Consider the following 19594-nt stretch of genomic DNA (forward strand, 5'->3'; position numbering starts at 1 on the left):
CTCATGAACAAAAAACACCTTTCCATCTCGTCAGATAGAAAGGTGTTTTGATTAAACGTTTTTCCCCGCAGCCTTCAGCGCACGGGCACCGATGTCACGGCGATAAAATAAACCTGGCTGTATGATTTCTTCAACCGCTTCATACACTCTTGATCTTGCCGCTTCAAATGTGTCGTCAAATGCGGTTACATTCGCTACACGGCCGCCATTTGTGACGAATTGATTGTTTTCTTTTTTTGTTCCTGCGTGGAAGGTCACGACATCAGAGACAGTCGTTTGCAAGGTACCAATTGGTGTGCCTTTTGCATAGTCTTCTGGGTATCCTTCTGATGCAAGAACCACACTGACAGCCGCAGTGTCTTTCCACTGTAAGTCCACATCTTTTCCATCAAGAATATCGAGAAATACTTGAACTAGATCTGATTGTAGTCGAGGGAGAACCACCTGCGTTTCAGGGTCGCCAAAGCGTGCATTGAATTCAATCACCTTTGAGCCTTCTGGTGTCAGCATTAAGCCTGCATATAAAATGCCTGTAAATGGACGCCCTTCCTGCACCATCGCGCGAGCTGCCGGTTTGACGACGTCCTCCACCGCTTTCTGAACCACTTCATCTGAAATTTGCGGAACTGGTGAATAAGCGCCCATTCCGCCTGTATTCGGCCCTTTGTCATCTTCAAAGGCCCGTTTATGATCCTGCGCAATCACCATCGGGTACACCTTTTCTCCGTTGACAAAGGCCATGAGTGAAAATTCTTCGCCTGTTAAAAATTCTTCGATGACGACAGATGCACTTGCATCGCCAAACTTTTCATCCTCTAAGAAATCATGCAGACAGTCGATCGCCTCTTCAAGTGTCATAGCCACTGTCACGCCTTTTCCTGCAGCGAGCCCGTCTGCTTTAATGACAATCGGCGCACCCTTTTCTTCCACATATGTCTTTGCTTCTTCAAACGATGTAAAGGCAGCATAGGCGGCTGTCGGGATATGGTAATTTTTCATTAAGTCTTTTGCAAATTCCTTTGAGCCTTCAATGACCGCAGCTTTTGCATTCGGTCCAAATACTTTTAGACCTGCTTCTTCAAATGCATCCACCACACCAGCAATTAAAGGAACCTCTGGGCCGACAATGGTTAAGCCGATTTCGTTTTCTTTTGCAAAACGAATTAATGCCTCATGATCGCCTTCGTCGATTGGTACAAGCTTCGCAGCATCTGTCATTCCATCATTGCCGGGTGCGACAAATACTTGGCTGACAAGTTCACTTTGATTCACTTTCCATGCGATGGTATGCTCTCTTCCGCCTCTGCCGATAATTAGTACGTTCACTCTGTCATCCCCTTAATGTTTGAAATGTCTAACGCCAGTGAAGACCATGGCGATGCCGTATTCATCTGCCTTTTGAATCGATTCTTCATCACGAATAGATCCGCCTGGCTGAATGATCGCTGTGACGCCTGCCTTTGCAGCAGCTTCCACTGTATCGCCCATTGGGAAGAACGCATCAGAGCCTAGTGCGCTTCCTTTTGCCTTTTCACCTGCTTGCTCAATCGCAATGTTCGCTGAGCCAACACGGTTCATTTGACCAGCACCGATCCCTGCTGTCATTTGATCTTTCGCAAGAACAATGGCATTTGATTTCACATGCTTGACAACTTTCCAAGCAAGTTTTAAGTCTTTCCATTCGTCTTCTGTTGGTTCTCTTTTCGTTGGAATAGAGATCGTTGCTTCCTCTAAGCCATACGTATCAATATCCTGAACAAGCAATCCGCCATGGACACTTGTCAGCTGTTTTTCTTTTTTCCCGAGATCCGCTTCTACATCTAATGTTAATAGACGAAGGTTCTTTTTCGCCGTTAACACGTCAAGTGCTTCTTGGCTGAACGAAGGAGCGATGACAATTTCTAAGAAAATCGTATGCAGTACGTCAGCCGTTTGTTTATCTACTTCACGGTTAAGTGCCACAATGCCGCCAAAAATAGAAGTTTCGTCTGCCTTGAACGCTCGGTCAAATGCTTCTGCAATCGTCTCTCCTGTACCAACGCCGCACGGGTTCATATGCTTCACAGCAACAGCTGCCGGCTCCGTGAATTCTCGTACAATTTGGAGAGCTGCATCTGCATCTTTAATATTGTTATAGGAAAGCTCTTTTCCATGTAATTGCTTTGCAGTAGCCAACGAACCTTTCGCTGGAAGAGCATTTTCATAGAAAGTCGCCGCTTGGTGCGGGTTTTCTCCGTAACGAAGGGATTGTTTTTTCTCAAACGTGACAGTGAACTGTTCTGGCTCTGTTTCGCCGACAAAGTTTGTTAAGTAATCTGCAATCAGAGCATCGTAAGCAGCCGTATGGCGGAATACCTTTGCAGCGAGCTCACGCTTTTTCTCTAGTGACACGCCGCCTTCTTTGATTTGCTGAATGACTGTATCATAATCACGAGGATCGACAATCACTGTGACGTCTTGGTGGTTTTTTGATGCTGCACGAAGCATTCCCGGTCCGCCAATATCAATGTTTTCAATCGCTTCTTCATATGTCACATCGTCTTTTGAGATCGTCTCTTTGAATGGATAGAGATTCACGACAACAAGATCAATCGGCTGAATGCCATGCTTTTCAATCTGTGCCATATGCTCATCGTTTTCTCTCACTGCTAAAAGTCCACCATGAATGTTCGGGTGAAGAGTTTTGAGTCGTCCATCCATGATTTCAGGGAATCCAGTGACTTCTGAAATCCCAATGACATCAATACCGTTCTCTTGAAGAAGCTTGTGTGTACCTCCAGTTGAAATCACTTCAACACCAAGTTCTGTTAATTCTTTCACAAAAGGTACAAGATTCGTTTTATCGGAAACACTGATTAATGCGCGTTTGATCGTCATGCCTTCGTCACCTCATTAAGATAATTCTAAAAGTGATTTGATCACTTTTGGATATAGTGTGTGTTCTAGTTCATGCATTCTTTTTTCAATCGATTCAAGCTCTTCCCCTTGTTCAATGTAAATCGACGCTTGGTCAATGATTGGACCTGTATCCATGCCTTCATCGACAAAATGGACAGTGATGCCTGCCACTTTGACGCCTGCTTGATAGGCTTGGCCAATAGCATCAAGCCCTGGGAAGGCTGGCAGCAAAGACGGATGGATATTAACAATTTTCCCTCTGAATGCTTCAAGTAATGTCGGACCAATCAGTCTCATATACCCAGCAAGGAAAACCCATTCCACTTCATGCAGCCTAAGCTGTTCAATGATCGTTTGTTCAAAAGCGGCTTTATTCGGAAAAGCCTTCGGGGTAAATGCAAAGGAGGGAATGCCCTCTATCTCAGCACGCTCCAGCACCTTTGCCCCCGGTTTATCACAAATCACAATGGCGGCCTCTGCCTGCCACTGTTCCTTTTTTAATGTATCAATAATGGCTTGAAAATTCGTCCCGCTTCCAGAGGCGAAGATCGCAAACTTCTTCATGAGAGGCTTCCACCGCCGAATGTGACACCTTCTCCTTTTTGAACACGGCCGATGAGAAAAGCTTTCTCTCCGTCTTCTTCAAGTCCTCTAATCACTTCGACAAGGTCATCTTCTTTTACGGCTAAGACAAAACCAATGCCCATATTAAACACGTTGAACATTTCTTCTGCCTTTAACTGTCCTTTTTCTTGAATAAAGGAGAAAATTGGCGGCACTGGCCATGAACCGTTATCAATCTCAATGCCAAGCCCTTCAGGTAGCATACGTGGTAAATTTTCAATAAAACCGCCGCCTGTCACATGTGCCATACCGTCAACCTTACCGGCTTTCACTTGTTTAAGAACAGGCTTTACATAAATTTTGGTCGGTTCAAGAAGCTCTTCTCCAAGCGGTCTTGTAAAAGGTTCATACGTTTGATGAAGGTCAAGACCAGCGTCTTCAAGCAATACTTTACGAACGAGAGAGTACCCATTGCTATGAATTCCGCTTGAGCTGAGTCCAATCAGCAAGTGTCCTTCTTTGATGCTCTCTCCTGTCACGATTTCATCCTTTTCAACGACGCCTACTGAAAAACCAGCAATATCATATTCATCTTCTGTATAAAGACCCGGCATTTCTGCTGTTTCTCCGCCGACAAGCGCTGAACCAGACTGCTCACAGCCGTCAGCCACACCTTTGACAATGGATTCAATTTTCAAAGGATCTGCTTTTCCGACTGCTAAGTAATCTAAGAAAAAGAGCGGTTCTGCCCCTTGTGCAAGCACATCGTTGACACACATTGCCACGGCATCGACGCCGATCGTATCGTGTTGATCCATTAAAAAGGCAAGCTTTAATTTTGTTCCGACACCATCTGTTCCTGAGACAAGAACGGGCTTTTTGTATGGCAGCTCAGATAAATCAAACATACCGCCAAATCCACCTAGAGCACCCATGACGCCTGCTCTTTTTGTACGTTCTACGTGTGTTTTCATTCGTTTGACGGCTTCGTATCCTGCTTCGATGTCGACACCGGCGTTTTTATATGCTTCTGACATCCCATTCACTCCTTTTAACTGCTTCTCTTCCATTTATTTTCAGCAGAATGAAAGAGCAGCATATCAAATCATCTTGACTGCTGCTCCTTTATTCGATTATTTCGTCAGTGCTGTTTCCTTCACATGCGGAAGAACAGTATCTTCATAAATTTCCGTCGGGTATTTCCCAGTAAAGCATGCTAAGCATTGACCGCGCTGCGGATCATCATACTTTCTGCCAATCCCGTCCATTAAACCGTCTACAGATAAAAAGGCAATGGAGTCTGCACCGATTTCCTGTCTAATTTCTTCCACTGAATGAGAAGAAGCAATCAGCTCTTCATGTGTGGATGTATCAATTCCATAAAAACACGGATGTGCAATTGGCGGTGAACTAATGCGGACATGGACTTCCGTCGCACCCGCTTCTCTTAGCATCGTCACAATGCGGCGGCTTGTTGTTCCGCGTACGATGGAATCATCCACCATCACGACACGCTTTCCTTCGACGACCCCGCGCACAGCAGACAGCTTCATGCGCACGCCCTGCTCACGCAGTGCTTGAGACGGCTGGATAAAGGTTCTGCCGACATAACGGTTTTTAATTAAACCGAGCTCATATGGAATACCTGTTGCTTCGGCATATCCAATCGCTGCAGAAATACTCGAATCTGGTACACCTGTCACAACATCTGCTTCGACATGCGCTTCCTCAGCAAGCTTTTTGCCAAGGTTCTTTCTCGCACTATGCACGTTGATGCCGTTGATATTGCTGTCAGGTCTTGAGAAATAAATGTATTCCATGCTGCACATACTGCGGTTAATATTCATGGAGAAGCGCTCAGATTTGAGGCCTTCATCATTAATAATCAGCATTTCGCCAGGCTCCACATCTCGTAAATACGTGGCGCCGACAACGTCAAATGCACATGTTTCAGAAGCAACGACATAAGCGTCCCCAAGCATACCAAGTGAAAGCGGACGTAAGCCGTTCGGATCAAGTGCCACAATCATTTCAGTTTCCGTCATAATTAAGAAAGCATATGCTCCTTTAAGCATGGACAGGGCATTTTTGATCTGCTCTTTCAATTCAATATAGCCGCTGCGCTTAATTAAATGAGCGAGCACTTCAGTATCAGAAGATGTCTGGAATATACTCCCCTGGTTCTCTAGCTGCTGCTTTAATTGCGTTGCATTCACTAAGTTCCCATTATGAGCAAGGGCAAGACTGCCGTTGTTTTGCGAGCGGAAGAAGAGGGGCTGCACATTTTCAAAGCCGCCTCCGCCTGCTGTCGCATACCGGACATGTCCGATTGCACCTTTTCCTTTCAAATCCTTTAGCTCACCGTTTTGAAAGACTTCCGTAATCAGTCCAAGGCCTTTATGTGCCGTCAGGTTTTCACCATCTGTTGCAATGATTCCCGCACCTTCTTGTCCTCGGTGCTGAAGACTATGCAATCCGTAATATGTGATTTGCGGGGCTTCTTCGTGTCCCCAAACCCCAAAGACGCCACACTCTTCGTTTAAGCCTCTGATTTCAGCAAGCATGGGATCGCTCCTTTCCATGCGCGTTCAAGTTCGTTGACCGCTGCATGAATCCATTGTTGTCCTTCTTGATTTTTGACGGTGAATACACCATCATTTGTGACCGTTCCAACTTCTTTCGCATCTTTGACAGCCGCAGCAAATGCTTCGCGGTGCTCTGGTTTCACTGTGACAACAAAACGTGACTGTGTTTCACTAAATAATGAAGCTTCGCTGTTTAAATCCATTTGGATATGAGCGCCAAGACCGTCTGTTCCAAATGTACTTTCAGCAAGTGCGACACCAAGACCGCCTTCAGACACATCGTGTGCTGATTGAACAAGTCCGTTTTGAATCGCAGCAAGAAGGGCTTCCTGACGCGTGAGCTCTACATCCAAATCAATTTCCGGTGCTTTTCCGTAAATACGGCCTTCTGTCATCTTTTGTAGCTCACTGCCTGCGAATTCTTCCTTCGTTTCACCAATAACGAAAATCACATCGCCAGCCTGCTGGAACGACTGCGTCGTAATATGAGCTGTATCTTCAACCAAACCAACCATCCCAATGACTGGTGTTGGGTAAATGGCTGTTCCATTTGATTCGTTATATAAAGAGACGTTACCACCGATAACTGGTGTGCTTAGCTTGCGGCACGCTTCGCTAATACCGTCAGCAGATTTTTCAATTTGCCAGAAAATTTCTGGTTTCTCTGGGTTACCGAAGTTTAAGTTATCTGTTACTGCAAGTGGACGAGCGCCTGAGCACACAATATTACGTGCTGCTTCAGCGACTGCGATTTTCCCGCCGACCTCTGGGTCAAGGTAGAGATAACGTGCGTTACAATCGGTTGTCATCGCAAGGGCTTTTTTCGTTCCACGGATTCTTAAAACGCCCGCATCAGAGCCTGGTGCAACCACTGTATTTGTCCGAACCATGTAGTCATATTGATCATAGACCCATTCTTTACTTGCAATTGTTGGCTGCTGAAGGAGCTGCTTTAACGTGTCTGCTGCATCTGTGATAGCAGGTGCTTCAACTTTTGTTTCTAAAAACTCACGGTAGTAGGCAGGCTCACTTGACGGCTTGTGATAAACCGGCGCTTCTTCTGCAAGAGCGTCAACAGGAAGCTCACATACCACTTCACCTTGATGAAGTAAACGAAGCATTTTATCGTCTGTCACATGACCGACTGATACCGCTTCAAGATCGTATTTTTCAAAAATATCAATGATTTCTTGTTCACGACCTTTTTCAATAACCAGAAGCATTCTCTCTTGAGATTCAGACAGCATCATTTCGTATGCTGACATGCCTGTTTCACGCTGCGGGATGAGATCTAGATTCATCTCGATACCAGAACCTGCTTTACTCGCCATTTCAGCACTTGAGCTTGTTAAGCCAGCCGCTCCCATATCCTGAATCCCAACGAGTGCATCGTTTTTGATGACTTCAAGGCACGCTTCAAGCAGCAGTTTTTCCATGAACGGATCACCGACTTGAACAGCTGAGCGTTTTTCTTCTGATTCATCAGAAAATTCCTCAGACGCAAATGTTGCACCGTGAATTCCGTCACGTCCCGTTTTGGCACCAACGTACATGACCGTGTTGCCAACACCTTTGGCCTGCCCTTTTTTGATGTCCTCATGGTTGATTAATCCAACACACATTGCATTTACGAGCGGGTTGCCTTCATAGCTTTGATCGAAATGAACCTCTCCGCCGACTGTTGGAATTCCGATACAGTTTCCATAGCCTGCGATCCCTGCCACTACTTCTTCAAACAAGTACTTCACGCGCGGTGAAGTCAGTTCACCAAAACGAAGAGAGTTTAATACAGCAATTGGACGCGCACCCATGGAGAATACATCACGGATAATTCCGCCGACACCTGTCGCCGCTCCTTGATACGGTTCAATCGCAGATGGATGGTTATGTGATTCGATTTTAAATACAACCGCTTGGTTGTCTCCAATATCAACGATTCCAGCGCCTTCCCCAGGACCTTGAAGGACATGTTCTCCTTTTGTCGGGAATTTGCTTAAAACAGGCTTTGAGTTTTTATAACTGCAATGCTCTGACCACATGACAGAAAAAATGCCCGTTTCTGTGTAGTTTGGCAGCCTGCCAATAATGGATTCGATTAAAGCGAATTCTTCATCACTCAATCCCATTTGCTGATACAATTTCTCTTCTTTAATTTGCTTGTGACTTGGTTCAAGCAGTAGTGACATGAGTGTCCCTCCAATTTTTCACGATAGATTGAAACAATTTAAGTCCGTCTGCGCTGCCTAGTAATGAATCAACCGCGCGCTCAGGGTGCGGCATCATGCCGAGTACATTGCCCTCTTCATTCGTTACACCTGCAATTCGATTCACACTGCCGTTAATATCGTCTCCGTAGGTGAAAGCGATTTGGCCGCGTTCAATGAGCTTCGCTAAAGTGTCTTCATCACAGTAGAAGTTGCCTTCACCGTGCGCTACAGGAATCGTAATGGATTCGCCTTTTTGATAACCGCTTGTAAATTGCGTTTCGTTGTTTTCTACAATGAGTTCAACTGGTCGACAGATAAACTTCAAGTCTTTATTTCGTCTCATCGCACCCGGAAGAATGCCAAGCTCCTGAAGAATTTGGAACCCGTTACAAACACCAAGAACAGGTTTTCCTTCCTCAGCTGCTTTCTTCACCGCCGGCATGATGTTTGAGAAGCGGGCGATCGCACCACATCTTAAGTAATCCCCATAGGAGAAACCGCCTGGTACGAGTACACCGTCAAATCCGTCAAGACTCGTTTCGTCGTGCCATACATATTCAACTTGTTCACCTAACTCATCTTGAATCGCATGGTACATATCGATATCACAGTTAGAGCCAGGCAAGACGATCACTGCAAACTTCACTGTGCGACAACCTCCTCCACCTCATAGCGGTAATCTTCAATCACCGTGTTGGCAAGTAATTTTTCGCACATTTCTTTGACGACTGTGTCTAAATCACGATCTGATTTTTCAATGACAAGCTCCATGTATTTCCCGATACGGACATCCTTTACTTCCTGATAAGACATGCTGTGCAAAGCGTGCTGCACGGCACTTCCTTGTGGATCAAGAACGCTCTCTTTTAAGCTGACAAAAATTTTCACTTTATACATGTTTATGGCCTCCAAGTCTTTTGAAAATTTCTTCGTATGCATTCGTTAAGCCGCCCAGGTTTCGTCTGAACACGTCTTTATCAAGCTTTTCGTTTGTATCTTTGTCCCAAAGCCTGCACGTATCAGGTGAAATCTCATCAGCTAGCAAAATACGATTCTCGTGATCTATTCCGAATTCAAGCTTGAAATCAATTAAATTCACATGACAGTCTGAGAAGATTTGCTTTAATTCTTCATTCACTTGTCTTGTGATCTGTTTCATTTCCTCTACCTGCTCAGGTGTCGCTGCATGTAAAATGCGAATATGATCTTCTGTAATGAGCGGATCGCCGAGTGCATCATCTTTGTAGTAAAACTCAATCAAAGGTGTGTCCAGTTTCGTTCCCTCTGGAATGCCAAGGCGTTTTGACATACTGCCTGCCACTACATTTCGTACAACCACTTCAAGCGGAACAATCTGTACCTTTTGAATGAGCTGTTCTGTTTCAGAGAGGCGTTTTACAAAGTGATTGTTGACCCCTTTTTCATGCAGCATTTGAAAGATTAAGCTCGAAATTTCGTTGTTCAATCTGCCTTTGCCTTCGATTTCGGCTTTCTTTTCGCCGTTAAATGCTGTAGCTGAGTCTTTATATTCGACATATAAAATATGCTCGTCATCGGTCTGATAGATTCTTTTCGCTTTGCCTTCGTAGAGAAGTTCTTGTTTCACAGTCATTCAGGTTGGCCTCCTAATTTGAATGTTGGCAATTTTCAGGATTGGGCGCCTGGCGAGCAGGCGGCCCGTTTCTTACGCAAGACCTAGACGTTCGAAAATCATATCGACATTTTTCAAATGATAATTGTAATCGAAGCAGTCAGCGATTTGTTCAGGTGTTAAACGTGACGTGATTTTTTCTTCTGCTTCTACTAATGAACGGAACGGCACTTGCTTCTCCCACGCTTCCATTGCCTTTGGCTGAACCGTGTCATATGCCTCTTCACGTCCCATGCCTGTATCGATTAATGCAAGAAGAACGCGCTGTGAGTAAATTAAGCCAAGTGTGCGGTCCATGTTGCGTTTCATGTTCTCTGGGAAGACCGTCAAGTTTTTCACGATGTTTGAGAAACGGTTGAGCATATAGTTCAGTGCAATCGTAGCATCTGGTAAAATGATGCGCTCAGCAGATGAATGAGAAATATCACGCTCGTGCCAAAGCGGTACATTTTCATAAGCTGTCAGCATATATCCACGAATAACGCGGGCAATTCCCGTCATATTCTCAGAACCGATTGGGTTACGCTTATGCGGCATCGCTGATGATCCTTTTTGTCCTTTTGCGAAGAACTCTTCTACTTCACGTGTTTCACTCTTTTGAAGACCACGAATTTCGACAGCAAATTTCTCAATGCTCGTTGCCACTAAAGCAAGAGTAGCCATGTAATCTGCATGACGGTCACGCTGCAAGGTTTGGGTTGAAATTGGTGCAGCTTTGATGCCAAGTTTCTCACATACATATTGCTCAACAAACGGGTCGATGTTCGCATATGTGCCAACAGCTCCAGAGATTTTGCCGTATTCAATGCCAGCTTTTGCTTGTTTAAAACGTTCTAGGTTACGCTTCATTTCTTCGTACCAAAGACCAAGCTTCAGGCCAAATGTTGTCGGTTCAGCGTGTACACCATGTGTACGGCCCATCATGACGGTATATTTGTGCTCTTTTGCTTTTTCTTTTAGTATGTCAACAAATCTCTCAATGTCCTTGAGCAAGATATCATTCGCCTGTTTTAATAGATATGAAAGCGCCGTATCCACTACGTCTGTCGATGTTAATCCGTAATGAACCCACTTTCTTTCTTCCCCTAGAGATTCAGATACAGCACGCGTAAAGGCAACCACGTCGTGGCGCGTGTCTTGTTCAATCTCCAGAATACGTCCAATATCAAAGCTTGCATTCTTGCGCATTGTCACAACGTCTTCTTTCGGAATGACACCAAGCTCTGCCCAAGCTTCACAAGCGAGAATTTCTACTTCAAGCCATGCATTAAATTTGTTTTCCTCTGTCCAGATTGCTGACATTTCTGGTCGTGCGTAACGTTCGATCATTTCCCGTTTCCTCCATCTCTTTCAGTCCATATCTTTGTGATGTTTGTCATCCATTCATCATCGAGCTGTTTCATAAACGTCATATGCCCCATCTTGCGGCCGGCTTTTACTTCATGCTTTCCATATAGATAAAGCTTTGCTTCTTTGAGAAGCTCAGGATGCTCTTTTGGAATGTCCACTTCATCGCCTAATAAATTCACCATCATTCCCTCTGATAAAAGGGCTGTACCGCCAAGCGGCAGACCACATATAGCACGGACGTGCTGTTCAAACTGACTTGTCTCACATAAATCGAGCGTATAATGACCAGAATTATGCGGGCGTGGTGCCAGTTCATTGACGAGCAGCTTTCCGTCATTTGTCAAGAACAGTTCTACAGCAAGAGTACCAACCAGCCACAGCTTTTCAGCCAGTGTTGTTGCCAGTTCTTTCGCCTTCTCCTGAATGCGGTTCTCTACCCTTGCAGGTACAATGCTTTGGAACAAAATATTATGCTTATGAATGTTCTCAGCGACTGGGAATACTGCGATCTCTCCATGAACAGAACGAGTGACGATCACCGAAAGCTCCATTTGGAATGGAACCCAGCTTTCTAAAATACATGTTCCATGTGTGAGCAGTGCAGCAGCTTCCTTCAGCTGTCCTTTTTCTTTGATGACGTACTGTCCTTTTCCATCGTAGCCGCCTCTGCATGTTTTCAGCACGGCTGGCAAACCGAGCGCGTCCACGGCATCTTCCAGCTCTTTTTCATCATGAATGATGCGGTAAGGTGCTACTTCACAGCCTGCGTCTACAATCCCTTTTTTCTCGGTCTCACGATTTTGAGTTAAAAGGAGAAGGTCGCTTCCTTGTGGTAAATAGGCTTCTTCCTTGAGCTGATTCAGTGCATCATAATCAATATTTTCAAACTCATAAGTCACCACATCGCTGATTTCTGCCAGCTTTCGAATCGCTTCAAGGTCACTATATGCGGCTGTGATTTCTGTATCGGCAACCTGTCCGCAAGGAGATTGTGTGACCGGGTCTAGAACTGCTGCCCGGTACCCCATTTGCTTTGCGCTGACAGCCATATATCTGCCAAGCTGTCCGCCGCCAATGATACCGATGGTTGCGTTTGGAAAAATGGTCTGCTTAGCCAAGCTGATCACTGCTTTCTAGTACAGTCTGTTTTGTCTGCTCTCTTCTTTCTTCAAGGCGAGCTGCAATTGTTTCATCAAATGCTGAAATCATTTGTGCGGCAAGAAGGCCTGCATTTGTTGCACCGGCTTTGCCGATTGCTACTGTAGCAACTGGTACACCGCCTGGCATTTGAACGATGGATAATAAGGAATCCAGACCGTTTAGTGCTTTTGATTGTACAGGCACACCAATGACCGGCAGTGTCGTTTTTGCTGCGACCATCCCCGGTAAATGTGCTGCGCCTCCAGCACCGGCAATGATGACCTTTAGTCCTTTACCTCTTGCTTCAGTCGCATATTCAAACATCAAGTCAGGTGTCCGGTGTGCGGATACTACCTGTTTTTCGTACGGAATGTTTAATTCCTCTAAGATGTCGCACGCATTTTTCATTGTTTCCCAATCAGATGTACTTCCCATGATGACACCTACAAGCGGCTTCATTTTGTCCCCACCTTTAAGCTGATATTCGATTTTGTATCGTTTGACACGCTTCCCAAACCTAAGCAGCTTGTCAAACGCCGAACAAAAAGGCCCGATTTGCATTGCATTGTTAGGAAGCAACACAAACCGGGCCATGGTAAGCGCTGTTCGCTTTTGAATTGCCATGTCAGTTTTGTTCACTATCCTGCATAGTCCAGTCATTTACGGTAACTGGGTAGAAACTTATGGGCCATATTCCCAAGATTATATGAGGCTCGTGTTTTGATTTCATGTTTATCTTAACAACGGATGTTCATGATGTCAACGGATTTATCGAACAATCTATGAAGTCGTCGTTTTAATGTTCGGATTTAGACTATTTTTCCTTCGAATACGATTTTTTTCCCAATCGGAATGATCTGAATCGACCCATTTTCCTTCTTTTCTTGAAAAATCGGTTCCTCCATTCGTCGGACAGGCGAGTAGCCTTCCGCTGCCATCTGGGACAACACTTGATCAATCGTCATGTTGTCTTCCACATAGAATTTTTTCTTCTTTGGTTTTGCGGTCATTCTTTAATTCTCCTTTTCTTCACAGCCTTCACCCAGAAGCCGCCGTGAATCGATTTGGGCTCATATGAAATGATAAACGCCTTTGAATCCAGCGTCTTAATCGTTTCATATAATTGCAGTTCATATTTTCTCGGTGTTAAAATTTGCAATGCTGTCCGGTCTCCTTCAAGACCGCCTGCTACCCAGCTGGTGACACCATATCCTTTTTCTCTCAATTGTCTTGGGAGATCGACATCCAATTCTTTTGTGATCACGTTAACAGTTGTGTAGCCAAGTGCCAGCTTCTCTTCAATTTTCATCCCGACAATGATCCCCATTCCATAACCTAGGGCATACGCAATGACATTTTGTATTTGATCTAAGTTATCTAGAACGATACTTAACCCAATGACATAAATGAGCATTTCGATCGTACCCGCAAAAGCAGCTGCGTACCGTCTGCCTTTCATCGTTAAAATCAAACGCATGGTGGAAAAAGAAACATAGACAATATTAATCACTAAAATGATTAAAACCATGGTGAACGCATTGGATAAAAGTTGTTGAAGCACGATTCGAACCCCCTGCACTAAAAAATCAAATAAAGCACCCCATATTCTACTAGAGAACATACCTTGATACAATCAAATTTACGCGATCAAAACACATATATCTTTCGACAACAAGGGTGGTGTTTGTTACCAAGAGTTTACCCGTTTTTTTCTCTTCTCAACATGAAAACCCCCTTTTTCAAAAAAGGAGGTTTTCAGGTGTGTTTTATCCAAATCGAACAGGAACAAGTGATGGAATCAAATACTCCCCGACTATGCCCCAGAGCAGCGCGATGATGACAAGCTCAACCAATAAAAAGACCCAGCCTGCATACATCAAATCTCCACGTTCTGCATCATGCTCCGATTGAATCGAGCGAAAGAGCACGACCGCAATCAACTGAAGGCCGACAAACATCATCACGGATAATATGACGGTCACATATGGAATATTCAGCATGGCAAATACAAGCCAAAGGATGGATAAAACCAACACCGGCACAAGCGCAGCACCAAACTTCATGATCACTTCTTTCAGTGATATGTTTCCTTTTAGCATGTATTTTCCGAGCAGCCAGACGGTAAGCATCATTAATGTCAACAAAATGAGTGTAAAGACTGCTACCCTCAAAAAGGCGTCGCCAAAAGAATAATGAATGCCAAAGCCTAATAAGCGGGTCTTTGACGCCTTTAATTGAACATAGTTGCCTAAAGCAAAAAACACGCTGAATAACACAATCGAGATCCAGGCGTACTTCATACGCAATGTTTCCGCTTGATTGATGGCCTGGCTCGGTGATTTTAACATCGCCAGTCCATATGAACCATAGCGCTTAAACGCGCCTCCTGCACCTTGCAGTATACGCTGGAAGGTTGAACGCTCATCATCTGCTGATTTTGAGGTTCTTCCACGTTTTGCAGCGCTGCGGCTGAGGCGGGATTGCCTTGTTTCTTGATCTATTGATGACTCTTCATTTTTCTTTTCAGATGTCCCCTGATCTTGATCTTTCTCTAACATCTCATATCAACTCCTATCCAATCCTTACAGGTTCAAGTGAATGAACTGTTCGGATGACTCCTCTTAAAGTAGCGGAGTCTCTCTATTCAGTCAAGATTCCTTGACGTTCATACGAATAGACGGATAAAAGGCAGCAGAGGTTTTAAATAAGACAAAACAAAAAAGCTGACGGCCTCCATCAGCTTTTTACCATGTTGAAATCCGTCAAGAACGATAGTGACTCCGCTTTCCTTGCTGAACCCGGATATTCTCCTGATGAGCGGGGAACCGAGTCTTTTTGGTCGAATCGACCTGTGTAATATGGCCATTATGAATGGTGATGACTACTGATCCATAGTCGATCCCTTTTAAGGCAGATAAAATATAATTCAGCTTTTGTTCATCCATCGCTCATCCCCCTATTTTTGTTTTCGCTCTTTTAAATAGAGAACCTCATTTTCCAGCTCATGAATCGTGTAATGCATGAGCGCCTCCTGCTTTTCTTCATGCCCCCATAAAAGGAGCTTTTGAATCAGCACCTGCTTTTTTCGTTCAATCACCTGTCTAAGCCAGTGTGACAAAAGACATCTCCTCCCCCTTTTGAATGTTTGCAAGAAAAAAAGGCACCCTGAAACCTTCTATTAAAAAAGGAAATCAAAGCGCCTTTGGTGATCCAATCAGCGAATTATGTCTTTTTATCATAAACACATAATTCCTATATGTCAACTATGTTTTGATTTTTTTAACAAAAAAACAGCAGCCCCATGAGCTGCTGTTTCAGATGTTCAATTAATGATTTAAGAAAGCGAAATATAGAATAAAGATGACAAACAATCCGTACATGATTGGATGCACTTCTTTCGCTTTCCCTTTAAAGATCATCGTAATCGGGTAGAAAATAAAGCCAACCGCAATCCCTGTTGCAATACTGTATGTCAGTGGCATCATAATCATCGTTAAGAACGCTGGTACCGCAATTTCAAAGCGATCCCATGCAATCTTCGCCAGCGGAGCGACCATTAGTGCACCGACAATAATTAAAGCAGGTGCTGTCACATTCGATGTAACGATAGATAAAAGTGGTGAGAAGAACATCGCAAGCAAGAAGAAAATACCAGTGACGACCGCTGCAAAACCAGAACGTGCACCAGCAGCAACACCTGAGCTAGATTCAACATAAGATGTCGTTGTAGATGTACCAAGAACAGAACCTACAACAATAGAAGAAGAATCCGCCAGCAGTGCTCTTCCTGCACGAGGAAGCTCATTATTTTTCATTAAACCGGCCTGTGTTGCCACAGCCACAAGTGTACCAGCTGTATCAAAGAATCCAACGAATAGGAAAGTTAAAATCACGACAAGCATTTGGATGGAGAAAATTTCTGGCAAGTGAATCAAGGCTTGACCAAAGGTTGGAGACAAGCTTGGAATACTTCCCACAATTTGAGATGGTACTGGCACAAGACCAAAGATCATCCCAGCAATAGCTGTCACAAGCATCCCAATGAAGACACCTGCATTCACTCGAAGAACCATTAAAATGACCGTCACAACGATACCAAACACCGTTAACAAGACAGGACCACTATGAATGTTCCCAATCGAAACGAGCGTATTATCATTATTGGCGATAATGCCAGAGCCTTGAAGACCAACAAACGTAATAAACAAACCAATACCTGCACCAACCGCCAGCTTCAGCTCAGCCGGAATGGCATTGATGATTTTTTCACGGAAACCTGTTAAAGAAAGGGCTACGAAAATCAATCCTGAAACAAACACACCCGAAAGTGCTGCTTCCCATTTAATGCCCATGCCAAGCACAACCGAAAAGGCGAAGAACGCATTCAGACCCATACCTGGTGCAATCGCAATTGGATACCTGGCGATCAATCCCATCAGGATACACCCTGCAGCAGAAGCTAACGCCGTTGCTGTAAAGACAGCGCCCTGATCAATACGTAATTTATCTGGAAAATCCGGTACCGACACTAATGCAAGTGTGATCGGATTAACAAACAGAATGTAAGCCATCGACAAAAATGTGGTTAAACCACCGATGATTTCTCTGCGGTAATTCGTTCCTAACTCATCAAACTGAAAAAACTGTTTCAAGCCAACTGACTCCCTTCATGTCCTTTTGTTTTAGTCTGTCCCATTCACTAGTCAAATAAAAAACGCCCCAACAATTTTGGGACGCTTGACTACATATGTGAATTCAGACTGTGACATAAAACAAGAACAATGCATGATTTATATCAAACGAGTGTGAATTGACGTAGTCAAGCCATTTACGGTAGCTTGGTAGAAACTTGCGGGCCATATCCCCACGATTATACGACTTCTATCTATTTGATTTCTGTGTCTATTGTACCAACTTCATTTTTAAAACACAATACGAAAAGCGAACATTTTTCAAAGAAATGTCCGCTTCATTCGTCTTATTACACGAATTTGGAAAATCACATCTAGTTCTTTATACACACTTCCCCAAATCCTTCTCTTTTGGCAAATACTGTTTCGGCTACACGGAAAAACTCTTTCACTGCCGGAGAAGCTTGAGTGAGTGAAGGACAGGCGAGCGCAACCTCCCGATGATGAGAGACATTCAGCTGACGAATATGCACAAGCTGCTGCGTTTTTAAAAACAACTCCGGACCAATTGTGACGCCGAGTCCTTCCCCTACCATACGAGCAATGGTCGTACAATCATGAACTTCAAATAAAACAGCTGGCTTCATTTGCGCCTCCGAAAAAATATCCTCTACATGTGATTGATACATGCCAGTCGGCATAATAAATGGTTCACCCGCCAAATCTGTTATATCTACAATGGGCTGCTGTTCATATCGATGATTTGGGTGATAGGCGACCACCATCTCATCTTTCATAAGCGGCAGTAAATCAAAGGCTTCATCCGCATGACCTTTCACAACAAATCCAACATCAATGATGCCAGAATCCAGCCACTCCAATATTTCTTCATACGTTCCCTCATAGAATTTAAATTCGATTTTTGGATGTTTTTTCTGATAGCTCACAAGCAGTTTAGGCAATAAACAAGCAGAGGCACTGGCAAACGTGCCAATACGAATCAAACCTGTTTCAATATTTTTCGTTAACGCAATTTCTTGCTGGATCTTCTCCACTCTATTTAACACTTCTCTAATATGTGGGAGAAGCGTTTGACCAATGTCCGTCAGCATAATGCCCTTTTTTCGGTCGCGAATGAATAAAGACACACCCCACTCTGACTCTAAACTCGCCACTGCATGACTCACAGCTGACTGCGTCATATTTAATGCTTCAGCTGCTGATGTAAAACTGCCAAGCTCCACAACTTTTGCGATAATATCAAAGCGAACAAAGCTCATGAGTATTTACTCATCTCCTTCATGAAAAACATCAATTTTACTTATGTTAGCACGGAATTTAAACTAAAGACAACGTATCAACATGAAGGAAGGGTTCAAAATGAAAAACACATCTCATCAGCTATTGATTGTTCTTTTAGCTGTCGGTTCATTTGTCACAGGCACATCAGAATTCGTCGTGTCAGGCATTCTAGATATCATTGCTGTCGATTTACACATCTCCATTCCTGCTGCCGGTCAGCTCATCACCGTCTATTCTCTTTTTTATGCAGTAGGCGCTCTCTTTTTAGTCATGGCAACGTCGAAACTGAACCGAAAAAAGGTTTTGTTAGCGGCTATTTTTGTGTTTATTTTAGGCAATATGCTCGCCTTTTTCAGCCATCATTTTGTGCTGCTCCTGCTATCTCGGGTCATTATGGCCATGAGCGGCGGCTTATATATTGTCGTCGCCACGAATTATGCAGCGCAGATCGCCCCGCCAGAAAAAAAGGGAAGTGCAATGGCGACGGTCATCACTGGATTCACCGTTTCACTCGTACTTGGTGTGCCGATTGGAACATTTCTATCAGGTCAAGTGGATTGGCACTATATTTTTCTCATCATTGCACTAGGTACGGCTTGTCTCTTCATGCTTCTTTATCAATTGCTGCCACGCATAGAGGGACATTCTCATCTGCCATTAAAGCAGCAATTACACATTCTTCAAGACCGCAGAGTGATCAGCGGCTTAGCAACGACGGTCTTTTGGATCTTAGGCTACACGATGGTCTTTGCTTATATCTCCCCATTATTACGACAGAGCGCCGGCTTTTCTCTTGAAATGACAAGCATGGCCTTGCTCATTTTAGGAATTTCTGCTTTTATTGGCTCACGCTTTGGCGGCTTCGCCGTCGATCAATGGGGACCAAACCGAACGATCTCAATCAGCATCACGATTCAGATGTTTGCTCTCTTTACCTTATTCTTTACGCAATTCTCTACAATTAGCGTCTTGTTCACGCTTGCCATTTGGGGCGTCGCCACATGGACAACAACACCAGCGAAACAGTTTTACCTGATCTCCCTTAAACCCCATGCATCAGAAACCGTGCTGAGCTTTAATACAGCGATAATGAACATCGGCATGATGCTCGGATCGTCTATGGGCGGCGTGATTATTCAGTATACAAATGTAACGAATTTAAGTTGGATTGGTGGGATAGCTAGTTTTGTGGCGTTGATGTTGATTCGGTATTCGTTCAATCGTCATCGACTGGTAGAACAACAGACAAAAAGCGAACATGTGTAA

At 44.2% G+C, this 19594-nt stretch carries 20 protein-coding genes and 2 riboswitches; of the genes, 1 reads left to right on the plus strand and 19 read right to left on the minus strand.

What is annotated here, in order from left to right; all coding sequences use genetic code 11:
• Positions 1-51: 51 nt before the first annotated feature.
• From purD to V6Z54_RS04210, 19 genes are all read right to left on the minus strand, one after another.
• Positions 52-1326 (minus strand): phosphoribosylamine--glycine ligase, encoded by a 1275-nt coding sequence (gene purD / locus V6Z54_RS04120; protein WP_338527735.1) that lies wholly within the window; start codon positions 1324-1326, stop codon positions 52-54.
• A gap of 12 nt (positions 1327-1338) precedes the next feature.
• The gene (purH, locus tag V6Z54_RS04125) at positions 1339-2877 is read right to left on the minus strand and encodes a bifunctional phosphoribosylaminoimidazolecarboxamide formyltransferase/IMP cyclohydrolase (RefSeq protein ID WP_024426697.1); all 1539 of its coding nucleotides are present in this window, start codon (positions 2875-2877) and stop codon (positions 1339-1341) included.
• Between the two features lie 15 nt (positions 2878-2892).
• Positions 2893-3462: a phosphoribosylglycinamide formyltransferase gene (purN, locus tag V6Z54_RS04130; protein ID WP_338527736.1), complete on the minus strand. Its 570-nt coding sequence runs from the start codon at positions 3460-3462 to the stop codon at positions 2893-2895.
• Complete coding sequence (purM, locus tag V6Z54_RS04135) at positions 3459-4499, minus strand: phosphoribosylformylglycinamidine cyclo-ligase (protein WP_047202803.1); 1041 nt, start codon at positions 4497-4499, stop codon at positions 3459-3461. The genes purN and purM overlap by 4 nt, the downstream gene beginning before the upstream one ends.
• Positions 4500-4595: 96 nt before the next feature.
• The gene (gene purF / locus V6Z54_RS04140) at positions 4596-6026 is read right to left on the minus strand and encodes an amidophosphoribosyltransferase (protein WP_039183010.1); all 1431 of its coding nucleotides are present in this window, start codon (positions 6024-6026) and stop codon (positions 4596-4598) included.
• The gene (gene purL, locus V6Z54_RS04145; protein ID WP_039176940.1) at positions 6002-8233 is read right to left on the minus strand and encodes a phosphoribosylformylglycinamidine synthase subunit PurL; all 2232 of its coding nucleotides are present in this window, start codon (positions 8231-8233) and stop codon (positions 6002-6004) included. The genes purF and purL overlap by 25 nt, the downstream gene beginning before the upstream one ends.
• Positions 8217-8900, minus strand: coding sequence for a phosphoribosylformylglycinamidine synthase subunit PurQ (gene purQ / locus V6Z54_RS04150; RefSeq protein WP_024424510.1), 684 nt, complete (start codon positions 8898-8900; stop codon positions 8217-8219). The genes purL and purQ overlap by 17 nt, the downstream gene beginning before the upstream one ends.
• On the minus strand, positions 8897-9151 hold the full coding sequence (gene purS / locus V6Z54_RS04155) for a phosphoribosylformylglycinamidine synthase subunit PurS (RefSeq protein ID WP_003214349.1): 255 nt from the start codon (positions 9149-9151) through the stop codon (positions 8897-8899). Before purS ends, purQ begins: the two co-directional genes overlap by 4 nt.
• Positions 9144-9866 carry a phosphoribosylaminoimidazolesuccinocarboxamide synthase gene (purC, locus tag V6Z54_RS04160; protein ID WP_039176936.1) on the minus strand — a complete coding sequence of 241 codons (723 nt, stop codon included), beginning with the start codon at positions 9864-9866 and terminating at the stop codon, positions 9144-9146. Before purC ends, purS begins: the two co-directional genes overlap by 8 nt.
• A 72-nt stretch (positions 9867-9938) precedes the next feature.
• Complete coding sequence (gene purB / locus V6Z54_RS04165; RefSeq protein WP_338527737.1) at positions 9939-11234, minus strand: adenylosuccinate lyase; 1296 nt, start codon at positions 11232-11234, stop codon at positions 9939-9941.
• Positions 11231-12373: a 5-(carboxyamino)imidazole ribonucleotide synthase gene (gene purK / locus V6Z54_RS04170; RefSeq protein WP_075610983.1), complete on the minus strand. Its 1143-nt coding sequence runs from the start codon at positions 12371-12373 to the stop codon at positions 11231-11233. The genes purB and purK overlap by 4 nt, the downstream gene beginning before the upstream one ends.
• Positions 12366-12854 carry a 5-(carboxyamino)imidazole ribonucleotide mutase gene (gene purE, locus V6Z54_RS04175; RefSeq protein ID WP_039183007.1) on the minus strand — a complete coding sequence of 163 codons (489 nt, stop codon included), beginning with the start codon at positions 12852-12854 and terminating at the stop codon, positions 12366-12368. Before purE ends, purK begins: the two co-directional genes overlap by 8 nt.
• Positions 12855-13023: 169 nt before the next feature.
• A riboswitch (purine riboswitch) is annotated at positions 13024-13125 on the minus strand.
• Positions 13126-13204: 79 nt separating this feature from the next.
• On the minus strand, positions 13205-13405 hold the full coding sequence (locus V6Z54_RS04180) for an NETI motif-containing protein (protein WP_012009137.1): 201 nt from the start codon (positions 13403-13405) through the stop codon (positions 13205-13207).
• Entirely contained in the window at positions 13402-13956 is a 555-nt protein-coding gene (locus V6Z54_RS04185) for a DUF2179 domain-containing protein (protein WP_024424505.1), read from the minus strand. The genes V6Z54_RS04180 and V6Z54_RS04185 overlap by 4 nt, the downstream gene beginning before the upstream one ends.
• A gap of 205 nt (positions 13957-14161) precedes the next feature.
• Entirely contained in the window at positions 14162-14953 is a 792-nt protein-coding gene (locus V6Z54_RS04190; RefSeq protein WP_269104173.1) for a hypothetical protein, read from the minus strand.
• A gap of 204 nt (positions 14954-15157) precedes the next feature.
• Positions 15158-15340, minus strand: a complete 183-nt coding sequence (locus V6Z54_RS04195) for a YezD family protein (RefSeq protein WP_059376582.1) — start codon at positions 15338-15340, stop codon at positions 15158-15160.
• An 11-nt stretch (positions 15341-15351) separates the two neighbouring features.
• Positions 15352-15513 (minus strand): hypothetical protein, encoded by a 162-nt coding sequence (locus V6Z54_RS04200; RefSeq protein WP_165585024.1) that lies wholly within the window; start codon positions 15511-15513, stop codon positions 15352-15354.
• 208 nt (positions 15514-15721) lie between these two features.
• Positions 15722-17047 carry an NCS2 family permease gene (locus V6Z54_RS04205; protein WP_034282847.1) on the minus strand — a complete coding sequence of 442 codons (1326 nt, stop codon included), beginning with the start codon at positions 17045-17047 and terminating at the stop codon, positions 15722-15724.
• A gap of 144 nt (positions 17048-17191) precedes the next feature.
• Positions 17192-17293: riboswitch (purine riboswitch) on the minus strand.
• 107 nt (positions 17294-17400) lie between these two features.
• Complete coding sequence (locus V6Z54_RS04210) at positions 17401-18306, minus strand: LysR family transcriptional regulator (RefSeq protein WP_305960688.1); 906 nt, start codon at positions 18304-18306, stop codon at positions 17401-17403.
• 100 nt (positions 18307-18406) lie between these two features.
• On the opposite strand from V6Z54_RS04210, the gene V6Z54_RS04215 reads away from it, so the two are divergent.
• Complete coding sequence (locus V6Z54_RS04215; RefSeq protein ID WP_338527738.1) at positions 18407-19594, plus strand: MFS transporter; 1188 nt, start codon at positions 18407-18409, stop codon at positions 19592-19594.

It is taken from the genome of Bacillus sp. MAG717A, from assembly GCF_036884855.1.
Classification (GTDB): domain Bacteria; phylum Bacillota; class Bacilli; order Bacillales; family Bacillaceae; genus Bacillus; species Bacillus safensis.